The sequence below is a fragment of the Streptomyces sp. KL2 genome, from assembly GCF_046529545.1.
Classification (GTDB): domain Bacteria; phylum Actinomycetota; class Actinomycetes; order Streptomycetales; family Streptomycetaceae; genus Streptomyces; species Streptomyces radiopugnans.
On sequence record NZ_CP127170.1, the window covers coordinates 2,991,270 to 3,015,685 of the forward strand.

General features: G+C 73.6%; 22 protein-coding genes. 11 read left to right on the forward strand and 11 right to left on the reverse strand.

The features are described 5' to 3' along the window. Positions 1-12: 12 nt before the first annotated feature. Entirely contained in the window at positions 13-1,161 is a 1,149-nt protein-coding gene (locus QPK52_RS13535; protein WP_410537737.1) for an acyl-CoA dehydrogenase family protein, read from the reverse strand. Between the two features lie 584 nt (positions 1,162-1,745). Between QPK52_RS13535 and QPK52_RS13540 the strand changes: the two genes are divergently transcribed. The 4 genes from QPK52_RS13540 to QPK52_RS13555 all read left to right on the forward strand — a co-directional run bounded on the left by QPK52_RS13540 (position 1,746) and on the right by QPK52_RS13555 (position 5,459). Next, positions 1,746-3,287 carry a hypothetical protein gene (locus tag QPK52_RS13540; protein ID WP_410537738.1) on the forward strand — a complete coding sequence of 514 codons (1,542 nt, stop codon included), beginning with the start codon at positions 1,746-1,748 and terminating at the stop codon, positions 3,285-3,287. A gap of 135 nt (positions 3,288-3,422) precedes the next feature. Next, entirely contained in the window at positions 3,423-4,007 is a 585-nt protein-coding gene (locus QPK52_RS13545) for a potassium channel family protein (protein ID WP_410537739.1), read from the forward strand. 156 nt (positions 4,008-4,163) lie between these two features. Then, positions 4,164-4,568, forward strand: coding sequence for a VOC family protein (locus QPK52_RS13550; RefSeq protein ID WP_410537740.1), 405 nt, complete (start codon positions 4,164-4,166; stop codon positions 4,566-4,568). A 33-nt stretch (positions 4,569-4,601) separates the two neighbouring features. Continuing rightward, positions 4,602-5,459, forward strand: a complete 858-nt coding sequence (locus QPK52_RS13555) for a hypothetical protein (RefSeq protein ID WP_410537742.1) — start codon at positions 4,602-4,604, stop codon at positions 5,457-5,459. 84 nt (positions 5,460-5,543) lie between these two features. On the opposite strand, the gene QPK52_RS13560 is transcribed toward QPK52_RS13555, so the two are convergent. Continuing rightward, on the reverse strand, positions 5,544-6,185 hold the full coding sequence (locus QPK52_RS13560) for a VanZ family protein (protein ID WP_410537743.1): 642 nt from the start codon (positions 6,183-6,185) through the stop codon (positions 5,544-5,546). Between the two features lie 169 nt (positions 6,186-6,354). Between QPK52_RS13560 and QPK52_RS13565 the strand changes: the two genes are divergently transcribed. The 3 genes from QPK52_RS13565 to QPK52_RS13575 all read left to right on the forward strand — a co-directional run bounded on the left by QPK52_RS13565 (position 6,355) and on the right by QPK52_RS13575 (position 8,789). Then, the gene (locus QPK52_RS13565; protein WP_410537744.1) at positions 6,355-7,542 is read left to right on the forward strand and encodes a sensor histidine kinase; all 1,188 of its coding nucleotides are present in this window, start codon (positions 6,355-6,357) and stop codon (positions 7,540-7,542) included. Continuing rightward, on the forward strand, positions 7,539-8,198 hold the full coding sequence (locus tag QPK52_RS13570) for a response regulator (protein WP_410537746.1): 660 nt from the start codon (positions 7,539-7,541) through the stop codon (positions 8,196-8,198). The genes QPK52_RS13565 and QPK52_RS13570 overlap by 4 nt, the downstream gene beginning before the upstream one ends. Positions 8,199-8,348: 150 nt before the next feature. Continuing rightward, positions 8,349-8,789 (forward strand): hypothetical protein, encoded by a 441-nt coding sequence (locus QPK52_RS13575; protein WP_410537748.1) that lies wholly within the window; start codon positions 8,349-8,351, stop codon positions 8,787-8,789. A 674-nt stretch (positions 8,790-9,463) separates the two neighbouring features. Here QPK52_RS13575 and QPK52_RS13580 read toward each other — a convergent pair. Beyond that, on the reverse strand, positions 9,464-10,363 hold the full coding sequence (locus tag QPK52_RS13580; protein WP_410537749.1) for a helix-turn-helix domain-containing protein: 900 nt from the start codon (positions 10,361-10,363) through the stop codon (positions 9,464-9,466). A gap of 190 nt (positions 10,364-10,553) precedes the next feature. Here QPK52_RS13580 and QPK52_RS13585 point away from each other — a divergent pair, with 190 nt between their 5' ends. From QPK52_RS13585 to QPK52_RS13600, 4 genes are all read left to right on the forward strand, one after another. Next, positions 10,554-11,993: an MFS transporter gene (locus QPK52_RS13585; RefSeq protein ID WP_410537751.1), complete on the forward strand. Its 1,440-nt coding sequence runs from the start codon at positions 10,554-10,556 to the stop codon at positions 11,991-11,993. A 65-nt stretch (positions 11,994-12,058) separates the two neighbouring features. Further along, positions 12,059-12,910 (forward strand): alpha/beta hydrolase, encoded by an 852-nt coding sequence (locus QPK52_RS13590; protein WP_410537752.1) that lies wholly within the window; start codon positions 12,059-12,061, stop codon positions 12,908-12,910. Between the two features lie 10 nt (positions 12,911-12,920). Next, positions 12,921-13,439: a hypothetical protein gene (locus tag QPK52_RS13595; protein ID WP_410537753.1), complete on the forward strand. Its 519-nt coding sequence runs from the start codon at positions 12,921-12,923 to the stop codon at positions 13,437-13,439. 105 nt (positions 13,440-13,544) lie between these two features. Further along, on the forward strand, positions 13,545-14,513 hold the full coding sequence (locus QPK52_RS13600; RefSeq protein WP_410537754.1) for an MsnO8 family LLM class oxidoreductase: 969 nt from the start codon (positions 13,545-13,547) through the stop codon (positions 14,511-14,513). A 70-nt stretch (positions 14,514-14,583) separates the two neighbouring features. Here QPK52_RS13600 and QPK52_RS13605 read toward each other — a convergent pair whose 3' ends face one another. The 8 genes from QPK52_RS13605 to QPK52_RS13640 all read right to left on the reverse strand — a co-directional run bounded on the left by QPK52_RS13605 (position 14,584) and on the right by QPK52_RS13640 (position 24,214). Then, the gene (locus QPK52_RS13605) at positions 14,584-15,879 is read right to left on the reverse strand and encodes an acyltransferase family protein (protein WP_410537756.1); all 1,296 of its coding nucleotides are present in this window, start codon (positions 15,877-15,879) and stop codon (positions 14,584-14,586) included. An 87-nt stretch (positions 15,880-15,966) separates the two neighbouring features. Continuing rightward, positions 15,967-17,223: an FG-GAP repeat domain-containing protein gene (locus QPK52_RS13610; protein WP_410537757.1), complete on the reverse strand. Its 1,257-nt coding sequence runs from the start codon at positions 17,221-17,223 to the stop codon at positions 15,967-15,969. An 8-nt stretch (positions 17,224-17,231) separates the two neighbouring features. Next, positions 17,232-18,017, reverse strand: coding sequence for a hypothetical protein (locus tag QPK52_RS13615; protein ID WP_410537758.1), 786 nt, complete (start codon positions 18,015-18,017; stop codon positions 17,232-17,234). After that, positions 18,014-19,186 (reverse strand): non-hydrolyzing UDP-N-acetylglucosamine 2-epimerase, encoded by a 1,173-nt coding sequence (gene wecB, locus QPK52_RS13620; protein ID WP_410537759.1) that lies wholly within the window; start codon positions 19,184-19,186, stop codon positions 18,014-18,016. Before wecB ends, QPK52_RS13615 begins: the two co-directional genes overlap by 4 nt. Before the next feature lie 101 nt (positions 19,187-19,287). Beyond that, on the reverse strand, positions 19,288-20,967 hold the full coding sequence (locus QPK52_RS13625) for an FAD-binding oxidoreductase (protein ID WP_410537760.1): 1,680 nt from the start codon (positions 20,965-20,967) through the stop codon (positions 19,288-19,290). Beyond that, positions 20,964-22,202, reverse strand: a complete 1,239-nt coding sequence (locus QPK52_RS13630) for an MFS transporter (protein WP_410537761.1) — start codon at positions 22,200-22,202, stop codon at positions 20,964-20,966. The genes QPK52_RS13625 and QPK52_RS13630 overlap by 4 nt, the downstream gene beginning before the upstream one ends. A 97-nt stretch (positions 22,203-22,299) precedes the next feature. Beyond that, entirely contained in the window at positions 22,300-23,094 is a 795-nt protein-coding gene (locus QPK52_RS13635; protein WP_410537763.1) for an SDR family NAD(P)-dependent oxidoreductase, read from the reverse strand. Between the two features lie 202 nt (positions 23,095-23,296). After that, on the reverse strand, positions 23,297-24,214 hold the full coding sequence (locus QPK52_RS13640; protein ID WP_410537764.1) for a UTP--glucose-1-phosphate uridylyltransferase: 918 nt from the start codon (positions 24,212-24,214) through the stop codon (positions 23,297-23,299). Positions 24,215-24,416 lie beyond the last annotated feature (202 nt).

Here is a 24,416-nt window from a genome sequence, read left to right on the forward strand (position 1 = left end):
CGTCGGCACGCCTCAGCCCTCCAGCAGCGGTTCGTCCAGCAGCGCCTTGCCGGTCCACACCCGCAGCACGTCGGTGACCGGGGACATCACATGGGCGGCGCGGGCGTCGCGCAGCATCCGCTGCAGCGGCGAGTCGGTCCCGTAGCCGATCCCGCCGACCAGTGTCAGGGCGTCGTTCACGGTCGCCTCGGCCGCGTCGGCGACCTCGGCCTTGGCCGAGGCCAGCCCCGGCAGGGCCTCGGGGCCGCCGAGCTCCGCCTCGGCGGCGGCGTGGTAGATCAGCCGCCGGGTGCGTTCCACCCGGGCCCACATCGTGCCCAGCCGGTGCTGTACGACCGGGTTGCCGGCCAGGACCCGGCCGGCGCGCGTGCGCCGCCGCAGCAGATGGGAGCGGGCCTCCTCCAGGGCGGCCGCGGCGACGCCCAGGTAGGTGCCGGCCATGGCCATCAGGAAGTAGGGGGCGACGACGTTGAACACGTACCAGATCTCGTCGCCCTCGTTCCCCAGCAGGCACTCGGCGGGGATCTCCACACCGGGCAGCTCCAGGCCGCGCGAGGCGTTGCCCCGCATGCCGAAGCCGTGCCACTCGGGCCCCCACTCCAGGCCGGGCGTGTCACCGTCGACGACCGTGCAGGAGAACTGGCCGGGCGGCGTCCGCGGCCCCACGGCGACGGTGGACAGGACGTAGGAGTCGGCGTGGCCGCCGTTGGTGACGAAGCTCTTCGCGCCGGTCAGCCGCAGCCGGCCGTCGCCGGAGCGCTCCATGCGCGTCTGCGGCAGCCAGAACTCGCCGCCCGTCCCGGGCTCCGACAGGGCCAGGGTCGTCAGGTGCTCCCCGGCGGCGATCGGCTCCAGGTACCGCTTCCGCTGCACGGCGCCGGCCTGTGCGGAGATCACCGCCGAGCCGACCAGGTGCATGCCGAAGCAGATCGACGTGGACGCGCAGGCCCGGCCCGTCGCCTCGCCCACCTGCGCCACGGCCAGCAGCCCGTGTCCCATGCCGCCGGAGTGCTCGGGCACCACCAGCCCGCCCAGCCGGGAGAGCAGGGCCGCCATGCCCTCCGCGGGCCACCGCTGCTCCGTGTCGACGGCGGCAGCCTGCGGGCGCAGGACCTCCTCGGCGATCTCACGGGCGGCGGACACCGCGGTCCCCAGTTCCATCCGCACCACCGCTGTACCCCGCTTCTTCGTACGAACCCGGTCGAGAGCATCGGCGGGCGTCACGGTTTCCGGCATCCTTGCCGGACGGCAACGGTGCCGTAGCCTACTTGAGACTTCTTCCGTACCGGGAGGCCGGGATTCCGCCTGTCCCGGCCCCGCCTCGCGGGCCCGCCCGCCACCCTGCCTCACGGTCCCGCCCAAAGCCGCGGCCCGCCCCGTCCGGGGCAGCCGGCCCCGGTGCTCTCCGGCGGGCGAAGCCCCAGTTCAGACGCTGTTTACCGCCTCACGTGCGACCGGTCCCGGACCGGCGCGGGCCGCGGCTCCCGGCGTGCCAGGGGCTCCCGCCGCCGACGGCGGACCGGGCGCCTGGGGCGTACGTCACAGCGCCCACTTCCCCGCGTGCGCCCCCGCCCGCCTCGCCCGTTCCGGCACCCACCGGGAACGCGGCCGTAGGCCGGCTGCCGTACGGCCGTCGTCCGATCGGTGCGGCCGCCGCGCGGGTGCGCGCCGCCCCGGCCGGCGCGCTGGTACAACGGCGAGCGGGGGGCAGACCGCAGGCCGCAGGACGACCGGGTGGAGGCCGCGTGAACGCCGTGCCGGACAGAGCCCCGACCTTCGGCCGCACGGTCCCGCTCCCCGGCGGGCTCGTCGGCCACGGAGGGCTCGGTGGCATCGGAGGACTCGGCGGCGCCGGAGCCGTGGCCGCGGCGCCGGGCTCGCCGAGCGCCCTGCGGCGGGAGGCCCGGAGACTGGCGGCCGTCTGCGTCCTCCTGGCGCTGTCCGCCGCCCTCCTGGTGCCGCTCACCCTGCCGCTCGGCTGGGACGAGACGGTCTACGCCAGCCGCTTCTCCCCCTACGGCCCCCCGACCCCGTTCAGCGCCCCGCGCACCCGCGGCGTGCCCCTGCTGCTGTTCCCGGTCGCCTCCTGGAGCGACTCGGCCGTGCTGCTGAGGATCTGGCTGCTGGCGCTGTCGAGCGCCGCGCTGTACCTGGGGTTCCGCCCCTGGCTGCGGGTGGTGCCCCGGCCGTCGGCGGTGTGGGCGGCGGCGGCGCTGTACGGCTCGCTGTGGACGGTGCTGTTCTACGCGGGCGCCGCGATGCCCAACCACTACACGGCGATGGGCGCGCTCGCGGCGGCGGGCTGCTTCGCCGGCCGCGGGCCCGGCCGCGGCGCGCGGTACGCCGGGCTGGCCGCCGGGCTGGCCGTGGCGACCCTGATGCGGCCCAACGAGGGCGCGGCCGTCGCCGTGCCCCTGCTGCTGGCCGCCGTCGCGGTGCCCGCCTGGCGCGGCCGGGGCAGGGTCGTGGCCGTGGCCGCGGGCGCCGCGGCGGGCGCGCTGCCGTGGGTGGTGGAGGCGTGGCTGCGGTTCGGCGGGGTGGCGCAGCGGCTCGCCGAGGCGAGCGAGGTCCAGGGCGGCATGCGGCCGGTGCTGTCGGTGGCCCACCACCTCACCTCGCTGGACGGCCCGCTGCTGTGCCGCCCCTGCACGGACGACGGCGTGTGGTGGGCGGCCGCGGCCTGGTGGCCGCTGCTGGCGCTGCTCGCCGCGCTGGGCCTGCTCGCGGCACGCCGCTCCCGTACGCCGTGGGGCATGGCGGGCACGGGGGACGCGGCGCCGCTGTGGCTGGCCGCGGTCACGGCCGGCTCGCTCATGGCGCAGTACTTCTTCCTGCTGCCCTACGCCGCGCCGCGCTTCCTGCTGCCCGGCTACGCGCTGCTGGCCGTACCGGCCGCCCTCGGCCTGCTCCGCCTGGTGGACCGGGCCCGCCGCTCGGTGCCGGCGGCCGTCGTCCTCGCCGTGGCGCTGGCGGGCCATCTGGCCGTCCAGGCCACCCTGGCGCACACCCACGCGGGCGTCCAGGAGCAGGCGCGCGAGGACTGGCGGCGCATCGCGGCGGTGCTCCACGCGCACGGCGTCCGCGCCCCCTGCGCGGTCACGGGCAACGACTCGGCGATCCCCGTCGCACACGCCGCGGGCTGCGTCAGAACGGACCCGCGCGCCCCCGAGCGGTCCGACGCGGTGGTCATGCGCCGGGCGGACCCGCCGCCCTGGGCGCGCGACTGGCCGCGCCACCCGGTGCCGGACACCTACAAACGCGGCTGGACGGTGTCGGTCCGCCCATGACGCCACCGCGGGCCGGACGCGGCCCCGAGCCGAAGCCCGCCCGCCGAAGCCCTCATGCCGCGGCCCCCGTGCCCGCCGAAGCCCTCATGCCCGCCGAAGCCTCGCGGGCCGCGACCGAACCGCCGGGAGACGCACGTGCCGCCACCCGAACCGCCCCACCGGCCGCCCCCGGACAGCTGGGAGGGCGCCCGCGACACCCGCGCCGCCCACGGCGTCCCCGCGGTGCTCGCGGCGGCGCGGCTGGCCTTCATCACCGCGGCGCTCCTGGCGGCGTACTACCTGCTGCCCGTGGACGAGGAGTTCACCGGCGGCACGGCCGTCATCCTCGTCCTGGGGCTGCTCGCCGTCCTCGCCCTGTTCCTCTGGGAGATCCGCGAGATCGAACGCTCCCCCCGCCCGATCCTGCGGGCCGCCGAGGCGCTGGTGAGCGTACTGCTGCTGTTCCTGCTGCTGTTCGCGACCGTCTACCACCTGCTGGAGAGGGCCGAGCCGGGCAGCTTCACCGAACCCCTCACCCGCACCGACGCCCTGTACTTCGCGCTCACGACGTTCGCCACCGTCGGCTACGGCGACATCACCGCCCGCTCCCAGCCGGCCCGGATCATCGTGATGGTCCAGATGGCCGGCGGCCTGCTGCTGGTGGGCGTCGCGGCCCGGCTCGTGGTGGACACGGTCAAATCGGCGCTGCGCCGCCGGGCGCCCTCCGGGCCGGGGGCGTGAACCGCGCGCCGTACGCCGCCCGGCTCACGGCGCCCCGCCACTCGTTCCGCAGACGCAGGACCAGCGGCCGATACCCCCGCGCTCCCCGGCGGATAGCGTGGCAGGCGCTCCCGGTCGACGACCGCCCGCCCCCGAAAGCCCGTTGAGGAGACCGCCGTGCGCGTCATCGCCTTCGACCACCTGGTGCTCAACGTCGAGGACGTCGAGCGGTCCCTCGGCTTCTACTGCGGCCCGCTGGGCCTGGAACCGGTGCGCGTGGAGGAGTGGCGAGCGGGGAAGGCGCCGTTCCCGTCGGTGCGGGTGAGCGACACGACCATCATCGACCTGGTCGCGGGCCCCCGGGACGGCTCCAACGTGGACCACGTCTGCCTGGTCGTCGAACCGCTGGACTGGCAGGAGGTCGTGGACTCCGGCGCCCTCACCGTGGTGGACGGCCCCGGCCCCCGCTTCGGGGCGCGCGGCACCGCCCAGTCCGTCTACGTCCTCGACCCGGACGGCAACACCGTCGAGCTGCGCTGGTACCCCCAGGACCGCTCCCCGGAGAGTTCCCGGGACGCCTGACAGCGGCACGGGCGCCCTGCCATCCTGGACGCCATGTCCAGGGGGAGCGACGCAGGGGACACCGAGCGCGGCCTCGTACGCCGCCGGCGCTGGACGGGGGCCGCCGTCACCTGCGCGGCGACGGCGCTGGCACTCGTCCACGTGCTGTTCCCCGGGTTGAGCATCGACAGCACGGCGGTCGCGCTGCTCGTGATCGCCCTGGTGCCGTGGCTGGGCGACCTGTTCCACAGCATCGAGCTGCCGGGCGGCGCACGGCTGGAGTACCGGCGGCTGGAGGAGCGCATCGGCGCGGCGGAGGAGCGCGCCACGCGCCTGGACCAGCAGGTGGACGGGGCCGCGGCGACCGCCCGCGTGGCCCTCGCCGCGGCCAACGGCCCCGGCCCGGAGGACCGGCGGGGAACGGAGGACGACGCCTCCTGGGCGGCCGGCGCCCTCGAGCGGCTCGTCACCGAGTACGCGCAGGTGCGCGAGCGGATGCCGAGCAGCCCCCTGCGCACCGCGCGCCAGGAGCGGATCTTCGGCGAGATGCTGAAGGTGGTGCCGCGCGTACCCGGCTTCGACACCGACGCCATGCTGGCGTCCGAGGAGCCCGGCGAGCGCCTGGCCGCCCTCGCCCGCCTCCACACCGAACCGGACCCGGCGAAGCTGGAGGTGCTGCTGGAGGCCACCGCCCGCGAGGAGCTGCCCTTCCTCCTGTACTGGTGCGCCAACACCACCGACCGCCTGCTGAGCGGCACGGCCGCGGACACGGACTCCGTCCCCGTCGGCCTCGTACGCCGCCTGCGCACCCGCCTCGCCGAAGTCCCCGACGGCAGCGACCGCGCCCGTTTCCTGCGCCGCGTCCTGCGCCGCCTCGACCCGTCCGCCACCCCGCCCGCCGCCGGCGGCTGACCCCCGGCGCCCGGCCTCCCGGACACGGGCGCGCCACGAGCCGGCCGCGCCGGCCCGCTCCCGCGGCCCCCGCCGCGGGACCGATCACGGCCGGCCGGGCCCGACGGCGCCCGAGGGGTGACCGGCACAGGGCTCGGCACTGCGGTTCGCGGTGTCCTGCGCAACCGCGGAACCCGGCAGGGCGAAGGCGCGCAGCTCCCCGGCCGCCGCCGTGCTGCGGAGCACCGTCCGGATGACCAGATAGCCGGCCGCTCCGCCCAGCGTGTTGGCGAGGAGGTCGTTGACGTCCACCGACCGGCCGTTGTTGAACAGGACGTACATGAGGCACTGCGCCACCTCGATCGACGCGCTGAACAGCGCCGCCCGGACGGTCGCCCGCTTCAGCGAGGAGCCCTGCCGGGAGACCAGCGGAACCAGCATCCCGAACGGGACCAGCATGACCACGTTGGGCACGAAGCTGAGGTCGGCGACGAGCAGGGGAACGGGCTGGACCATCTCGTACCACGGCACCTGGTTCGCGTACGTGCCGTAGGTCACGGCGACCGGGAAGACCGTGATGCTCAGCACGCCCGCGAGGTAGAGGGCGCCGACCAGGCGGGTCACGGCCTGCCTCCCGGCCCATCCGGGCCTGCGCCGCGCCGCGCGTACGGCCAGTACGAGGCAGTACACGGCCAGCAGTGGTCCCAGCACGGTCGTGGAACCGATCTCGAAGTCGATGTCGCCCATGGGCATGCTCCTCGCTGTGACGGACAGCCGCCCCGTGTGTCGTCCGGGCGGCGGTGCCACTCTCGTCCGCCGCACCGCGGCGGCGGATCTCCCCGAGGACGGAACCTCCACCGCCCACTGCGACTTTCGGCCGACCCCCCTCCGACCCCCTCCGGCTACGCTCACCCGCATGAGGTCTCGGCGAGGGCCCCGGCCGCGCGCCGTGGTGTGGTCGGTGGTGGCGGCGCTGCTGCTCGCCCTCGGGTTGCTCGACCACCGCTACGGCACGTTCCACGACGCCGCGGTCGGCGGACTCGAACTCGGATGCGCCCTGCTGGCGGTCGCCGTCCTCCTGCTCTCGCCACGGCTCGGGCCCCGGGCACTGCCCGCGTCGGCCGGCGCCGCGGCGGTGGCGTCGCTGGGCACCACGGCCGCCTTCCAGGCCCCCGCGGACCCGTACGGAGCCACCGAGCCGGCGGCACTGCTGGGACTGCTGACACTCGTCGCCTGGCGTGCGGCGCCCGGGTGGACGGCGGTGACGGCACCGGCGCTGATCGCGGCGGTCGTCCTGAGGCCGCTGGCCGCCGGAGTGAAGGAGACCGGCGTCGCCGCCGCGTTCTTCCTCGCCCTGGTGGCGACGGCGGCGCTGGGCGCCGGCCTCACCGTACGCGTGGTCGCGGCGGACAGACGGCGGCGGGAGGCCACCGTGCGGCTGGAGCAGCGCGCCGAGTTCGCCAGGGACCTGCACGACTTCGTCGCCCACCATGTGACGGGCATCGTCGTACAGGCACAGGGAGCCCGCGCGGTCGCGGCCGGGAAGCCCCACCTGGTGCCGCCCGCGCTGGAGCGGATCGAGCAGGCGGGGGCGGAGGCGCTCAGGTCCATGCGCGCCATGGTCGGCATGCTGCGCGACGCGGACGCGGACCCGGCCGGGAGCCCGGACGGTGCGGGCGCCGTACTCGCGCCGCTCGCGGGCATCGAGGGAGTGCGGTCCCTGGTGGAGGGGTTCGCTCCGGTCGGCGGCGGCGGCTGCGGACGGGCGCGGCTGCGGACGGAGGGCGTACTGGAGGACCTGCCGGTGGAGGTGACCACCACCGTGCACAGGGTGGTGATGGAGGCACTGACCAACGTGCGCAGGCACGCCCGGGACTTCACCGAGGTGGAGGTGCGCCTGATCCGGTCGGGAGACCGGATCACGGTGGAGGTGAGCGACGACGGACGGTCGCGCCCCGCCCTGGGCCGTGCCCTGGGCGGGGGGTTCGGCCTGCGGGGACTGACGGAACGGGTGAACATGATCGGCGGAACGGTGCAGGCGGGCCCCGGGGCGTCCGGGGGCTGGAGCATCAGGGCGACGCTGCCGGTGGGGGGTGCCGCATGACGATCCGGGTGCTGATCGCGGACGACCAGGCCATGGTCCGCACCGGTTTCGGGATGATCCTGGCCGCCGAGGACGACATCGAGGTCGTCGGGGAGGCGGCGGACGGCGTGCAGGCGGTGGAGCTGGCCGGACGGTGCCGGCCGGACGTGGTGCTGATGGACATCCGCATGCCCAGGCTGGACGGACTGGAGGCACTGCGCAGGCTGACCCGCCCCGGCCTGGTGAACCCGCCCAGGGTCGTCGTGGTCACCACGTTCGACGACGACGAGTACGTCCACCGCGCGCTGCGCGACGGCGCGTGCGGCTTCCTCGTCAAGGACTCCGGTCCCGCGCTGCTGGTCGAGGCGATCAGGGCGGCGGCCTCAGGGGAGGCCCTGGTCAGCCCGTCCATCACCGTGCGCCTGCTGCGCGGCCTGTCGGGCGGTGCCCCGTCCGGGCCCCGGGAGGAGCGGGACCCCGGGTTGTCGGCGCGCGAGACGGAGGTGGTCCGGCTGGTGGCCACGGGGCTCACCAACGCGGAGATCGCCGGTGAGCTGTCCATCTCGGTGGGCACGGTGAAGACCCACCTCGGCAACGTGCAGGCCAAGCTCTCCGCCCGCAACCGCGTCGAGATCGCCGCATGGGCCTGGCGGTCCGGCCTCGCCGGCCGGCGGTGACGAGCGGACGGGCCCGCCCCTGCGGCCCGCCCCGGTGGCCCCGGACCGTCCGCGCCGCGCCCGCCGGGGCGGGGACACCCTGCCCCCGGCGGAGCGCCGGGAGCCCGAACACACTCACCGGCTCGGCCGAGCGGCCATGGGAGGCTTGGGATGAGGGGACTGAACAGGAGGCAGGCGAGTGAGGTCGCGGGCCTCTTCCTGGGCGGGCTCGTGATGCTCGTCCTCACCGTCTACACGGCGGGGAGAACCCTTCCCGCGGCGGGGATCCTGGGCGAGGAGATCCGGGCACGCGTGCTCCACTGCGAGACCAAGGGGGGCGGGCGCGGCGGAACCTACACGGAGTGCGCCGCCCAGCGGGTCGGAGACGGGGGAGCGGAGGCGTCCCCCGGTGCGGTGAAGGTCAGGTACGAGGGCGCGGCCGGGGACGTCATAGCCGTCCGCTCCACGCCGTGGGGCTCGTACGCGGCGGTCCGGACCGACTTGCCGGGGCGAGCGGTCGCCCTCGCCGCTCCCCTGTTCCTGCTGATGTTCGCCGCGTTCCTCACCGGCGGGGGCGTCTTCTACCTGCGCACGCCCCCGAACAGGCGCTGACCGGGGCGGAGCCCCCGCCCGCTTTCTGCGCCACCCCGGCCCACCGGACGCCCCGGACACCGGCGACGGCGTCCCGCCGCCGAGCCTTCCAGCGGCCGACCACGCGACCGGTCGTGTGCAGCGACACGTTCGGCGGCCTTTGCGCCGCCGAACCGGGCAGGCCGCACCGCGCGCCTCACCTGTGCGCTCCACATTCCGCTGTGCGCCTCCGGAACCTCGGCCGGGGTGGCACCACATCGGTCACGGCGGCGCGTTCCCGCGGTGCGTTCCCAAGGGGGGTGGTGATGAACGGCGATCCGGTGATCCACGGGGCCTTCCTGGGGGTGTTCACCCTGCTGGTGTGCCGCTCGGGGTCGCGCTGCTGCGCGGCTGGGCTCCGCGCCGGGTACGCGGGCGGACCAGTGGCCCGATGATCCGGGCGCATGGTGCGAGGCTGCTGCTCGTCTGTGCCGGCACCCTGATCAACGGCCTGCCCCGTATGGCCGACGCGTCCCGGGCATGGGCCGACCACCGCGGTGCGAACGCATGGCGCGGGCGAGGCGATCACCCGCCTACGCCGGGCGTGGAGCCGGGCCGCGCGTGCCGGGGCGCCCGCCGTACCGGAGGGCGAAGCGCCCGGCCCGCCGCGCAGGGGATGAAACGGCGGGCCGGGAAACCTTCCTTGCCGGGCGCCGTCACACGCCGCGGAACTCGCTCTCCGCCATGCTCTCCGGCACTCGCGCCCCGGGCGCCGTGGAACTGTCCAGGAGCCGCAGGGCCGCGTCGGACGGCGAACCGGGCTCGGCGCTGTAGGCGATCATGCGCTGCCCCGAGTCGCCGGGGATGTGGAGGTTCTCGAAGGCGAGCTCCATGGCGCCGACCAGAGGGTGGCGGAAGTGCTTGACGCCCGAGGTGCAGGTGCGCACCGGGTGCCTGGCCCACCGGGAGGCGAAGTCGGGGCTCCGCATCACGAGCTGCCCGACGAGCTCGGCCAGCCGGCGGTCGTCGGGGTGGCGCCCGGCCACCAGGCGCAGCGAGGCGACCGCGAGCTGGGCCTCCTCGTGCCAGTCGGCGTACAGGGTGCGGAAGTTCTCGTCGAGGAAGAGGAGCTGGGTGAGGTTGGGGCGGGCGCTCGGGCTGTCCGGTCCCTTGGCGTCCAGGTGCCCGGCCAGCAGCGCGTGGCCCAGCCGGTTCCAGGCGAGGATGTCGTTGCGGCGGTCCAGGACCAGGGCGGGGACCGCCGTCATGGCGGACAGCAGCTGCCGGGCCGACGCGCTGGCGTACTCCGCCCGCGGGGCGGGGGCGCGCCGGGATGCCGCGGGGCGGGCCAGGTCCTTCAGGTGGGCGGTCTCGTCGTCGGTCAGCCGCAGCGCCCGGGCGATCGCGTCCAGGACGGAGTCCGAGGCGGTCGTCGCCCGTCCCTGCTCCAGCCGGGTGTAGTGGGTGACGCTGACGCCGGCGAGCATCGCCAGCTCCTCGCGGCGCAGCCCCGGAACGCGGCGCCGGCCCGTGTGCCGCAGCAGGCCGACGTCCTCCGGGCGGAGGTCGCCGCGGCGGTTCCTCAGGAAGTCTCCCAGTTCGGACGACGCGCTCATCGGCACCCCTCGGGTCGGTGGCTGCGGTCTCCATGATGCCCGTGCCGGGCGACCCGTGTCGCGGCCGAGGGTGGTCCTGCCGTGACCACCCTGGGCGGTGCTGGTCTCAAGCGGGTTCTGGCTGGGGCGCCGCGTCCCGGCGAGGCTCTTTCCGCGACGAACGCGCGAGAGAAGAGAAGGGAACCCCCTGATGAGCGTCATCGACACGGCCGATGTGAGACCGGCCGAGGAGCCGCCTCCCACACGGCTCACCCCCCGCCTGCGGCTGGTGCTGGTGATCCTGCTGGCCGCGCAGTTCATGCTGGCCGTGGACTTCTCCATCCTGAACGTGGCGCTGCCGGTCATCGGCGAGGGTCTGGGCTTCAAGCTGGCGAACCTTCAGTGGATCGCGACCTCCTTCGCGCTGTGCGCGGCCGGCTTCACGCTGCTGTTCGGCCGTATCGCGGACCTGTTCGGCCGCAGGCGGCTGTTCCTGGGCGGCCTGCTGGTCCTGGGCGCGGCATCGCTGCTGGGCGGTCTGGCGACCTCGCCCGAACTGCTCATCGTGGCGCGGATCTTCCAGGGCCTGGCGACGGCCGCGGTGACGCCGGCGGGCCTGTCGCTGCTGACCACGTCCTTCCCCGAGGGGCCGCTGCGGGACAAGGCGCTGGGGCTCAACGGAGCGCTCATGTCGGCCGGGTTCACCACCGGCGCCATCCTCGGCGGTCTGCTGACGGACCTGCTCTCCTGGCGCTGGGCCTTCTTCATCAACGTGCCAGTGGTCGCCGTCGTGCTGGTCGCCGCGGTGGTGGTGATCAAGGAGTCGCGCCCGGAGGGCCGCCCGAAGCTGGACCTGCCCGGCGCCATCACCGTCACGCTCGGCCTGCTGGCCATCGTCTTCGGCCTCACCCAGGCCGGTGAGCACGGCTGGACCTCGCCCGTCGCCCTGGCGTCCCTCGCCGTGGGCGTGGCGCTGCTGCTGCTCTTCTACGCCGTCGAGAGCAGGACGGCCTCCCCGCTGGTGCCGGTGGGGGTGCTGCGCCGGCGCAACGTCGCCTGGGGCAACGTCGCCGGTCTGATCGCCTTCCTCACCGAGACCTCCCTGGTCTTCCTGATGACCCTCTACCTGCAGAAGGTCCTGGACTTCTCCCCGCTCTCCGCCGGTCTTTCGTTCGGCGTGCTGGGCATCGGAACGGTCATCGGCGGGTCCATCGCCCCGCGGGTCGTCGGGCGGATCGGCACCCGGTCGACGCTGATCGCCGGCGGTCTGCTGCAGACAGTCGCCACCGCGGCGCTCCTCGGCCTCGGGGACGACCGGTCGTGGATGTGGCTGCTGCTGGTGGCCACCTTCGCCGGAGGCGTGGGCAACATGCTGGTGATCGTGGGCTTCATGATCACCGCGACGACGGGCCTCCCCAACCACGAGCAGGGCCTCGCCACCGGCCTGGCGACCATGACCCAGCAGGTCGGTATCACGATGGGCACGCCGATCATGAGCGCCATCGCGACCGCCTCCATCACCGGCGCGGGCGCCGCGGGCATCCTCGGCGGGCTGAAGGTGGCCGTCGGCGTGAACGCCGCCATCGTGCTCGTCGGAGTGCTCGCGGCCGCGCTGTTCCTCCGCAAACCCGCACAGGTCAGCGCAGAGTGAGTCCCCGCGCGGCCGGCCGGCCGGACACCGGCCGGCCGACGCTCCCCACAGGAGGAAGTCCGCAGATGCACGACCGCGACGTATCGCGCTCCGGCGAGGTCCGCTGGGAGGAAATGCGCGTCCCCGCCGGCACGCACACCATCCCGGTCCGGCTCTACCGGCCGGAGCCCTTCCGGTACGGCTGGCTGGTCTGGGCGCCGGGCGGCAGCTGGCAGGCGGCCTCCGTCGAGCAGTGGCACGAGACGAGCGCCGAACTGGCACGCGTCTCCAGGTGCACGGTGGTCAGCGTCGGATACCGGCTCGCCCCCGGCCACCGGCACCCGGCGCAACTGGAGGACGTGCTCACCGTCATGGGCTGGGCCCGGGACCTGGCCGCCCGTGAGGAGGCCGCCCCCGCGCTGTCGGTGGGCGGCGACAGCGCGGGCGGGACGCTGGCGGCTTCGGCGGCCCTGGTCTGGCGCGACCGCGGTGAGCCGCTGGCCGCCCAGGTGCTCGCCTACCCGCCGCTCGACCCGTCCTGCTCGGCCCCGTCCTACACCCGCATGCCGGACGCCTTCCCGTCGGTGTCGCGGATGCTGACGGCCTGGCGGATGTACCGGGGCGACCGGCCGGTGACGCACCGGCGCGGCGAACGGCTGCCCAGCACACCGCTGGAGGCCGACCGGTTCGGCGGGCTGGCGCCGGCGATCATCGCCGTCGGCGATCTCGACCCGGTGTTCGACGACGTCGTGGCGTACGCCCGGCGGCTGGACGAGGCGGGCAACGAGGTGATGCTGCGCACGTTCGCCAGGACCCCGCACGCCGCGATCCTGCGCGACTCGGTGCCCGCCGGGGAGGGCCTGTCCGTCCGCCAGTGGCTGGGCACGGTCCTCCGCCTCCACCTGGCACAGCACGTGCCCGAATCCTCTGGATCCTGAAAGGACGGCAATGACCGAGAACACACAGGCGACCGAGCCCCCGCACATCGAGGCGCTGAAGAGGCACTTCGGGGATCTGCGCGACGGGACCCACGGAACCGGGGGCGACACCGTCTCCCGGGCCGGCAAGGAACGGCACTTCAGACGGGCGGTCGAACTCCTCCACCCGCACGCCGTCGCGGTGCTGGAGGAGTTCGACACCGCGCTGCTCGACGGGGGCGGGAAGGTGGAGGCCAGCGGGGCGCAGCGGGCCTCCGACGGCGGGCTGGCCGCCGTCTGGACCCTGTCGTGGGCCGAGCAGCGGGAGACGGGCATCGTGCCCATCACGCTCGTGGCGCACTTCGGGCGCTCCTTCCACCATCCGCACCTGCGGGGCGCGACGGTGCAGGAGTGGCCGCTGAACGTGTTCACCCCGGAGCAGGCTGCGGCCGAGGTGCCGACGCTGCGCGCCATCGCCGCCGCCGACCTGCACAACCTGGTCTTCCAGCGCGACTACCGGATCGTCCCCGCCACCGTCCGCGGGGCCTGACCCCGGGCCGGTGCCCGTGCACACGCCTCCTCCCGCCGGGCGCCGCGCCCGGCGGGGGACCCCGGCACCGCGGCCGGGGCCCGTTCGAATCGGAAGGAATCCATCATGAGGACGCGACTGTCGGTCCTGGACCAGTCGCCGGTGGGCGACGGCTTCTCGCACGCCGACGCGCTGAGCTCGTCCGTCGACCTCGCCCGGATGGCGGAGGAGCTGGGATTCGCCCGCTTCTGGGTCGCGGAGCACCACGGCTCGCCGGGCTTCGCCGGCACCGCACCGGAGATCCTGACCGCGGTGCTCCTGGCGCGCACCGAACGCATCACGGTCGGAACGGGCGGGGTGCTGCTGCCCCGCTACACGCCGGGGAAGGTGGCCGAGGTCTTCGGCGTCCTGGCGTCCCTGTACCCGGGCCGGGTGGACATGGGGCTCGGCCGCGCCGGCGGCCCGGCCGAGGACTATCCGGAACGCGTCATCCTCCTGCGCCGGATGCTCGGCATGGACGGCGGGGGCCCGACCCTGACCGGGGCGCCCCCCGTGCCGCCGCGGATGTGGCTGCTGGGGGCCGGCCTGGGCTCGGCGCACCTGGCGGGAAGACTGGGCACGGAGTTCGCCTTCGCCCACTTCCTCAACCCCGGGCCCGCGATGGCGGCCCTGTCCGCGTACCGGGAGTCGGTCGTGCCGCGCGGCGGCTCTCCGGCGCCCGGCCCGGGGGTGCTGGCGGTCCGCGCGGTGACGGCGGAGAGCGAGGCGGAGGCCGAGGCGCTGGCCCAGAGCGTACTGCTGTGGCGGTCCCGCAAGGACCTGGGGGACGACCTGCCGCTGCCCACGCCCCGGGCCGCGCGCGACCACCGGTGGACGGCCCTGGAGGCGGAGCGCGCCGCCGTGCGCGGCCGCGGCCTGGTCTGGGGCACCCCGGACCAGGTCCACGCGCGGCTGGTCCGGCTGGCCGAGGAGCACGGGGTGGAGGAGGTCATGGTCAACACCCTCGCCTGCGACCCCGAGGACCGGATGCGCTCGTACCGCCTGCTCGCCGAGTACGCCGGGGCGGTGCCGGCGCAAGCCGCGGCCGGTGCGTAGCGCACCGCCGGTACCTCCCGGCGCCCGCGGCCGCGGGCGCCGGGAGGTACCGGCGGTGTCGGCGTTGCCGTCAGGGGACCGGCACGGTGGGGCTGCCGGGCTTCCCGGCGTCCGGCTCCGGGGACCTCGCGCCCTGCGCCGGCACCACGGGCCCGCCGACGGTTCCGGCGGCCGCGGACCGTCCGGCTCCCGCCGACTCCCGCATCTCCTTCCGGCTCCGGCTGAAGCGGCGCATCGCGGGCATCTCCACGTAGTGGTGGAGCAGCGCGCCGGCCGCCAGGCTCACGGCGAAGAAACCGGCGATGACGAGCAGTGAACCGAGGACGCCGTAGGTGGCACCGTCCATCAGCGAGCGCAGGTAGAAGATCGTCACCCCCTGCACCAGGTAGAAGCCGAAGGACACCTCCCCCAGCCACACCATCGTCCGGCTGCTCAGCCAGGAGCGGCCGCCGCGGGAGTCCGAGACCGCCACGGCCCCGATCAGGGCGCCGATCGGCACGATCGTCGCGACGACGAAGGTGTACTCGAACGGCACCATGAAGCCGGCTCCGTAGCCCAGGGCGGTCAGGAGCAGGGCGAACGGGGTGGTGGCCCAGCCCGGCCACCGGCCCGCGAGCACGATCCGGGCCAGCAGTACGCCGAGGACGAACTCGAAGAGGCGGCCGGGAGGGAAGAGGTAGCCGAACCAGAACTGCATGTCCGATATGGGGGTGATCGCCGACTTGGGGGTGGCGGGCACCAGGTGCATCGAGACGAGCTGGACGAGCACGGTGCCGGCGACCATGGCGGCGGCCCAGGCCCACAGCGCGCCCTCCCTGATCCTGCGGATCGGCACGATCAGCAGCGGGAAGAGCAGGTAGAACAGCAGCTCACTGCTGAGTGACCAACTGGGCGGGTTCATGCTGAGGTTGACGTCCGCCTGCGGGAAGAAGCTGTGCACCATGAAGAGGTTGGGCAGCCAGTGCCCGACCGAGGTGATCGCCGAGCCGGCGAAGAGGACCAGCGAGGCCGCGAACACCACCAGGTGGTTGGGGAAGAGCTTGGTCACCCGGCGGCGCCAGAAGGCCGTCGTCCGCTGCCCGGGGCGGGAGGACCAGGCCAGGACGAAGCCGGAGAGGACGAAGAAGAAGGAGACGCCTATGTAACCGGTGTTCAGCAGCAGCTTCTCGTAGGTTCCGGCGATGCCCTCGTCGGCGAACGGGTTGATGGGGTCGTTGGGCGGTATGGGGGAGTTGGACAGCGAGGTGTGGAAGAAGAAGACCAGCAGCGCCGCGAAGAAACGCAGCCCGGTCAGGGACGGCAGATTGCTCCGCCTCGCCCCCTGGCCGGCCTCTGCGGCACCGCTGACAGGACTTGCCGACGACATGGAACACCACTCCTTTTTCCGGATGCCGTTCCGGTCCCCGGGCGGGCGGCGGGTGAGCCGCCGCCCGCCCCGGGCCGGAACGGCGGTTTACTTGCCGTCCGCCTGGACGGTCTCGTTGCGGTAGACCATGACCTTGGCGTCCTTGGCCACGTAGTAGTTCTGGACCGAGTAGGCGATGGTGGCGAAGTCCAGCCGGCCGTCGCCGTTGAAGTCGGCCGTGGCGATGCGGGCCACGGACTCGTCCGACACGCGCCACTTGGCCCAGACGCCGTTCGCCGGGTCGACGGCCTTGTAGTAGATGACCCCCTGCCAGGGCCACGGGCCGCGCAGGGCGACCAGGAACTCGTCGTCGCCGTCGCCGTCGAAGTCCGCGCAGACGATCTGGTGGCCCGGGCCCTCGCCGTTCTCGTTGGGGTCGCCGTAGACGTCCAGCAGGGTGCGGTGCCAGCCGGAGTCCCCGTTCGCCGTCTCGCCGGTCTTGGTGTAGACCGCCACCGTGTTGCCGTGGAAGGGCTCCAGCGCGGCGACGTAGGCCATGGGGTCGTCGCCGAGCCGCCCGGCGTTGAGGTCGCCGCTGCCCCGGAAGCCGGTCTGCTCGAACTGGGTCAGCTCACCGGTTCCGATGAGCTCGCTGACCCACTCGCGCCGGCCGGTGTCGTAGTGGAGCCAGGTGACGCCCTCGTCGGAGGCGAGCAGCAGCGAGTCCAGGTCGGAGCCGGGGACGAGGCCCGCCTTCTTCTCCGCTCCGTGGATCATGCGGAAGCTGCTGTCGTCGATGACGGTCATCGGCCATTCCTCGGCCCGGTGCACGTCGTCGGGCTGGGTGAACATCACCACCGGCAGGACGGCGTGCACGTCCTCCTTGGCCACGATCGGCAGCCCGATGATCTCCAGCCGCTCGGTCTGGGTGAAGTGTCCGGCCCTCAGCCGGTGCATTCCGGTGGCCCGGCCCACGTAGTGCTGCTTCCAGCGGGAGGGGTCCTTGTCCGGGCTGCCGTTGTTCTCCAGCCAGGTGATCTTCCCGCCCTCGGTGTCGGGGTCGACGATCGTGCCGATCGGCCCGTACAGCTCGTGGCAGAAGATGATGTCGGCGACGCCGTTGCCGGTGATGTCGGCGAAGTCCGCGCCGACCGGCATGCGGAACTTGTCGGCCGCCAGCCGGCGGGTCCAGGAGCCGTCGTTCTGGTACCAGTAGATCTCACCGAGGCGGAGGCCGTACCCGAACAGGTCGGGGCGGCCGTCGCCGTCGATGTCGGGCGCCTCCAGCCAGTAACCGTCGCGCAGTTGGTCGGCGACCAGCTCGGGAACGAACTTCGGCTTGCGCAGGGAGGGGTGGTCGGTCATGGCAATCCTCATCTGTCGTCGGTGGGCGGGGCGAGGCGGTGGTATTCGACGGCCAGCCAGACGCAGTCGGTGTCCGCCCGGTACTGGTGCCAGGGGTAGTGGAAGGAGCCGTCCGGCCGGGTGGCGCAGAAAGGATCCGGCGTGGTGTAGCCCGGGCTCATCGGCACGTCCTCGTAGAGCGTGCGGTGGTCCTGCTCCCTGAACTTCTGCATCCGCCCGTGCCCCGAGATCTGGGTGTGGACCTCGATGAAGTCGTGGCGGTTGTGGATGAAGCAGTCCGTGCCCGCGGGGGCGAACCACAGGTTGACGCGGACCTCGAAGAGGTCCTCGCGGGCCGGTTCCGAGGTCTCCCGCAGCAGGCGCGCGGGGTCGAACCGCACCCGCCCGACGGTTTCCTGCGGGCCCTTCCACAGCGGTGTGCTCCGGTCGAAGGGCAGGCCGCCGGTGGTGTCGGCATCGTCCCCGAGAAGGTCGCCCAGCAGGCTCCAGCCGGGTTCGCCGGTGATCTCGGCGGCGGAGCCGTCCCCCGCCGCGGTGCGCAGCACCACCAGGGTGTCGGCGTGCGCGACGTGCGTACCGCTCAGCAGCGCCGAGCTCAGCGGCGGGATCGGCTTGCGCGGGGACTCGCCGGCGAGGGCGTCCGTCATCGCGGTGTTGACGACGATCGCGGGGCCATCGAGGTACAGGTCCCGTACGTCGGACACCACCTCGGCGGTGACGCGCTCCCCGCCGAGGTTCAGCGGGCGGGAGGCGTTGCGGGCCCCCCGCGCCGCGTTCGTTAATGTCATGCTCATGCCATCTCCACAGTGAGGTCGGCGGCGGCCCCTCCGGGGACGAAGGGCACCGCGGGCGGGCCGTCCCCGAAGAAGTGCGCCAGTGCGTCCACGGTGCGCCGGGTGGCCCGGCCGTCCCCGTAGGGGTTGGCCGCCGTCGCCATCCGCCGGTGGGCCTCCGGGTCGCGCAGCAGCCGCAGGGTCTCCTCGACGATGCCCGCGTGACGGGTGCCGACCAGGCGCGCGGTGCCCGCCGCGACCGCCTCGGACCGCTCCGTGACGTCGCTGATGACCAACGTGGGCTTGCCGAGGGCCGGCCCCTCCTCCTGTACGCCGCTGCTGTCGGAGAGCAGGATGTCGGCGCGGCGGACGAGCCGGCAGAAGTTCAGGTAGGGCAGCGGGTCGACGACCGTGATGTTCGGGTGGCCGCCGATCCGGGGCAGCATCGCCTCCCGCACGGACGGGTTGCGGTGCAGCGGCACGACCACGCGCACGTCCGGCTCGTCGGCGATGTCCGCGAAGGCCTGCGCGATCTGGGGCAGCCGGGGCCAGGCGTCACGGCGGTGCGCCGAGGCGACGACGACCCGGCGTGGGTCGGTGTGCAGATCCTCCAGGGCCGGATCGCCGAAGCTCTCCTCCTGGCCGCCGGCCCACTGCAGGGCGTCGATGACGGTGTTGCCGGTGACGACGATCGACTCCTCGGACACGCCCTCCCGCAGCAGGTTCGCCCTGTTGCCCGGGGTGGGGGCCAGGTGGAGGGCGGATATCTGGGCCACCAGCCGGCGGTTGCCCTCCTCCGGGAAGGGCGAGTGGAGGTGGCCGCTGCGTAATCCGGCCTCGACGTGCACGACGGGGATCTGGTGGTGGAAGCCGGCCAGCGCGCCCGCCAGCGTGCTGGCGGTGTCACCGTGCACGAGCAGCGCCTCGCAGCGGATGTTCCTGAGTTCCTCCTCCAGCCGGTGCAGGGAGCGGTACGTGGTCTGCGGGAGGGTCTGCCGGGGGGCCATGACCGCGAGGTCGATGTCCGGCTTGAGGCCGAACGCCCTGAGGGTGTCGTCCAGCATCTGCCGGTGCTGTCCGGTGGAGATGACGACGGGCTCGAAGCGCGGGTCCTCCTGGAGGGCCCGTATCGGAAGGGCGAGCTTGATGGCTTCGGGGCGGGTGCCCAGAACGATGGCGACGGTCCGCATGACGTCTCTTTCCTCGTGGGAACGGGCGATTGAGCGGAAACGGGGCGATCGGGGCGGCGGGCGCCGGCGCAGGGGTCGGTCCGGTGCCCGCCGGTGCGCGGTCAGCGCTTCGCGGGCTCCACGGACAGGGAGTGGCGGAAGAAGTTGCCCGGGTCGTAGCGCTTCTTGACCTGCTGGAGCCTGGGGTAGTTGCCCTTGTAGTAGAGCGTGTGCCAGGGCGTGCCCGAGCGGTTGTAGCGCGGGTCGGCCATGTCGCTGTCGGCGTAGTTGATGTAGCAGCCGTCGGTGCGCCCGTCGATCTCCGGGACGCCTCCGGTCTCGGCGAAGAACTCCTCGTAGAGGTCCCGGATCCAGTCCATGTAGAACCGGTCGTCCCGCTCGTCCGGCCAGAACGTCTGGAAGGTCATCTTGAAGACCGAGTCGCGCTGGGCGTTGGCCGTGGCGTCCGGCGCGACCGCGTTGACCCGGCCGCCGAAGGAGAACAGCACCAGCATGGTGTCGGGATTGTGGAAGTCCGGGCGGGTCATGTACTTGTACAGCGCGGCTATCTGGTGGTCGGAGAAGTTCTCCCGCATGTAGCCGGACTTGTGCGCCGCCCGCGACATGGGATCGGTGATGGTCGGGTTGTTGGTGCCGACCATGCGCGTCGCGTTGAGCCACGGCATCTCGCGCGGCTCCGCGAGGTTGGGCATGTACCCGATCTCGCCGGAGGCCTTCTCCATCGCGCGGGGGGCGACGCCCGTGCCCGCGGTGAGCGCCGAGAGGTAGTCGTCCAGGAGCCGCCGCGCCCCCGGCACGGTCGCGTCGACCTGGGTGAAGACGCTCAGGCTGCCGTGCGCCTTGGAGTTGACGTTGAACAGGCTGGACAGATGCCGGTATTCGGAGTCCGGCGCGCTGTTCGCCTCGTGCCAGGCCCCGAAGTTCTTCAGCAGCCGGGTGAAGGACGCCTCGGTGATCTCGGACCAGGGCAGGTCGACGGCGCTGACCAGGACGCTGGAGGGCGGGGAGACCAACTGGTCGCCGGGCTTGCGGCCGAAGGCGTCGGGGGAGCGGAACCAGTAGCACGTGACCAGGCCGAAGTTGCCCCCGCCCCCGCCCGCGTGCGCCCACCACAGCTCCCGGTTCGGGTCGTCCTCCTCCCGGGTGGCGACGACGGTGCGCACCCGCCCCTGCCGGTCGACGGTGACGACCTCGACCGCGTACAGGTGGTCCACCACGAGTCCGTGGGCGCGCGAGAGCAGACCGTAGCCGCCGCCGCTGATGTGGCCGCCCGCCCCGACGCTGTAGCAGATGCCGCCGGGTATCGTCACGCCCCAGCCCTTGTAGAGGGCCTCGTAGACGTTCAGCAGCCGGGCCCCCGACTCGACGCGGAAGGCCCGCATGCGCGGGTCGTAGTCCACGTCCGTCATCTCGGAGAAATCGAGGATGACCTCCACCTCGGGGTTGCAGACCAGGTCGGCGAAGCAGTGGCCGCCACTGCGGACGGAGACCCGCTTGCCGGCCCGGAAGGCCGTGCGCAGGGCGTCCTCGGCCTCCTTGGTGGAGCGGATCATCCTGATGTAGTCGGGGCGCGAGACGTACCGCTGGTTGTTGCCCGTGGTCAGCAGCTCGTACCGGGGATCGTCCGGCCCGATGACCGCGCCGGCACCGGTCACGCGGCCGGCGGCCCGGGCGGGCGGGGCCGCCGCGGTGGCGAGCCCGGCGGCCGCCACGGTGGCGCCGCCGACGAGGGTCGCGCCGCCGGCCAGCACGGAGCGCCGGTTCGGGGGTCTGTCCGTCATGAGTACCTCGCATGGTCGTCGTGACGACCGGGCTGTTCCCGGTCGGAGGGCTCCGGGACGGCCGGTCCCGGCACGGAGCGCAGGCGGAGCTCCGACCGCCGGTCGAGCGCCCCGGAGAACAGGGCGACACCGAGGCCGGCCGCGGCCAGGCCCGCACCGATCCAGTTCGGCGCGGTGTAGCCCAGTCCGTGGTCGATGGCGGCACCGCTGAGCGAAGCGCCCAGGGCGTTGCCGAGGTTGAAGGCGGCGATGTTGGCCGCCGACGCCAGGGCGGGCGCGCCCTGGGCCTTCTGCATGACACGCATCTGGAGCGGCGGGACGGTGGCGAATCCCACCGCGCCGAAGACCGCGATGGTCACCGCCGCCGTGACCCGGTTGGCCGAGGTGAAGGCGAAGACCGCCAGCACCAGGGCCAGTGAGCCCAGCACCAGGTAGAGGGTGGGCATCAGGGCCCGGTCGGCGGCCCGGCCGCCGAGCACGTTCCCGGCGGTCAGCCCCAGACCGAACAGGACGAGCAGCCAGGAGACCGCCGAGGCGGAGAAGCCGGCCAGACCGGTCATCATCGGCGCCAGGTAGGTGAACGAGGCGAAGACGCCGGCGAAGCCCAGCGTGGTCATGGCCAGTGCCAGCCACACCTGGGGGAGCCGGAACACCGCCAGCTCCGCGCGCAGGCCCTTCCCGGTGTCGCGGCCCTGGCGCGGTACGAGCGCGGTGATGCCCAGCATCCCGGCCGCCCCCAGCGCCGTGACCGCCCAGAAGGTGGACCGCCAGCCGAAGTGCTGTCCGAGCATCGTGCCCAGGGGCACGCCCAGGACGTTGGCGAGGGTCAGTCCGGTGAACATCAGCGCGACGGCGCTCGCCCTGCGCTCCGGAGCCACCAGACCGGCCGCGACGACGGAACCGACGCCGAAGAACGCCCCGTGGCACAGCGCCGCGACCAGGCGGCCGGCCATCAGCACGCCGTAGCCGGGGGCCAGCGCGCAGAGCGCGTTGCCGGCGACGAAGACCCCCATGAGCAGCAACAGCATGGTCTTGCGCGGCAGCCTGTTCCCCGCGGCCGTCATCAGCGGGGCGCCGACCACCACCCCGAGGGCGTATCCGGTGACGAGCATTCCGGCGCTGGGGATGGACACGGACAGATCGTCCGCCAGTTCGGGGAGCAGTCCGACGATCACGAACTCGGTGGTGCCGATGCCGAAGGCACCCAGGGCGAGTGCGAGGAGTGCCGGTGGCACAGGGGCTCCTTTCCCGGGAGGCCGGGCGACCGCCCCCGCGCGAGACGCGGTGTGACGCGCGTCGCGCGGGGCCTGCCGCGGGGTGGGTGGGGCGGGATCAGATCTGTCGCAGGGCGCCGCCGTCGACGGCCCACTCGGCGCCGGTGACCTGCCGGGCCAGGGGGGAGAGCAGGTAGGCGATCACCCGGGCCACGTCCTCGGGCCGGCCGATCCGCCCGCTGGGCAGCCGGCGCTCCTCCCGGATGAAGCGGTCCACCGCGTCGTCGGGGGACATGCCGTACCGCTCCCCGAGCTGCTCGGCGAACCCGCCGGGAGCGTCGAACAGCGCGGTCCGGGTCGGCCCCGGCGACACGACGTTGGAGCGGACGCCCAGCGGACCGAACTCCGCCGTCAGCGACTTGGAGACCGAGAGCAGCGCCGTCTTCGTCGCCGCGTAGTCGACCAGCGGCGCGTCGGGGAACCGGGCCGCCTCGCTGGCGAGGTGGACCAGGCTCCCCGAGCCCTGCTCGACCAGCACGGGCAGGACGGCCTTCGTCATCCGCACCAGCGAGTGGAAGTTGAGCTCGAAGGTGTCCTTCCACTGCTCGTCGGTGACGTGCAGGAACCCTCCGCGGGAGGTGAGCCCGCCGACGTTGTTCACCAGGCCGTCGATGCGGCCGTACCGGTCCAGTGCCGCACGGGCGATCCGCTCGGCGGCGCCGGGGTCGGTGACATCGGCGCGTACGGAGGTCACCCGGCCGCCGCCGTCGTCCAGCGCGTCGACGGGCCCGGTGTTCCTGGCCACCCCGACCACGCGGGCGCCCTCGGCGGCCAGCAGCCGGGCGGTGGCTTCCCCGATTCCGGCGGAGGCTCCGGTGACGATGTACACCTTGCCGGAGATTTCGAGGTCCATCAGCGGGTTTCCTCTCGTGCAGAATGCGGTGCTTTTCGTGAATTCGGTACAGCGGTACGGTCAGGTGTTTCGAGCGGGTGCGGGCAGCCCCGGCCGGCCGGGGAACACGGAACGGTGTGCGCGGCCCGGTCGATGATTTATTCGGATGGATATGGGCGGAGGAGACCGCGCGGAAATCCCGGTGTAACAGGGAGGGGCGGTGTCAGGCGCCGGCCGCCGCGGGCTTCCTGTCGTCCACGAATTCCAGCAGCCAGTCCCGGAATTCCGGGCCGAGGTCCTCGCGGTCCCAGGCGAGGCGCACGATGGTCCGCAGGTAGTCGGCCCGGTCCCCGGTGTCGTACCGGCGGCCGGTGAACACCACTCCGTGCACCGGACCCGCCGCACCGCTGCCGGCCATCTCGCGGAGCGCGTCGGTGAGCTGGATCTCCCCTCCGTGCCCGGGGCCGGTGCGGCGCAGCACGTCGAACACGCCGGGATCCAGCAGATAACGCCCGATGACGGCGTAGTTGCTCGGTGCGAGACCCGCAGGCGGCTTCTCCACCAGGTCGGTGACCCGCACCACCGCGGCCTCGTCCGCCGCGGTCACGGCGGCGCAGCCGTAGAGACCGGTCAGTTCCGGGGCCACCTCCATCAGTGCCACGACGCTGCCGCCGTACCGGTGCCGCACCTCGGCCATGCGGTCGAGCAGCACGTCGCGCGGGTCGATCAGGTCGTCCCCCAGCAGCACCGCGAACGGCTCGTCGCCGACGTGCGAGGCGGCACGCAGCACCGCGTGGCCCAGACCCTGCGGATCCCCCTGGCGCAGGTAGTGGATGTCCGCCAGGCCGTTGGAGAGCCGGACCTGGGAGAGTCTGGCCATGTCGTTCTTCCGCCGCAGCGTCTCCTCGAGTTCGAAGCTGCGGTCGAAATGGTCCTCCAGCGGGCGCTTGTTGCGCCCGGTCACCATGAGGATGTCCGTCATGCCGGCGGACACCGCCTCCTCGACGACATATTGAATGGCCGGCTTGTCCACCACGGGGAGCATTTCCTTGGGAGTGGCTTTCGTGGCCGGCAGGAACCGTGTGCCTAGTCCGGCAGCCGGGATGACTGCCTTGGTGATCCGAGCTTTCGGTCCGGTCATGCGGAAACAGTATCCGGCGGGCGGGCCGGAACGGAACGAGAGCCGCGAGATCGTGGAGAGTTCGGTGATTTCCGGATGCCGCCGTGCGGCGGCCGGTCCCCTGTCCAGGGGTTTTCCCGGCCGGCCGGGCCGGCCGGTGGGCCGACTTGCCAAAAACGTCGTCCGCCGGTGCGGCGGGAGGCCCGGAGCCGGAGCCCTCCCC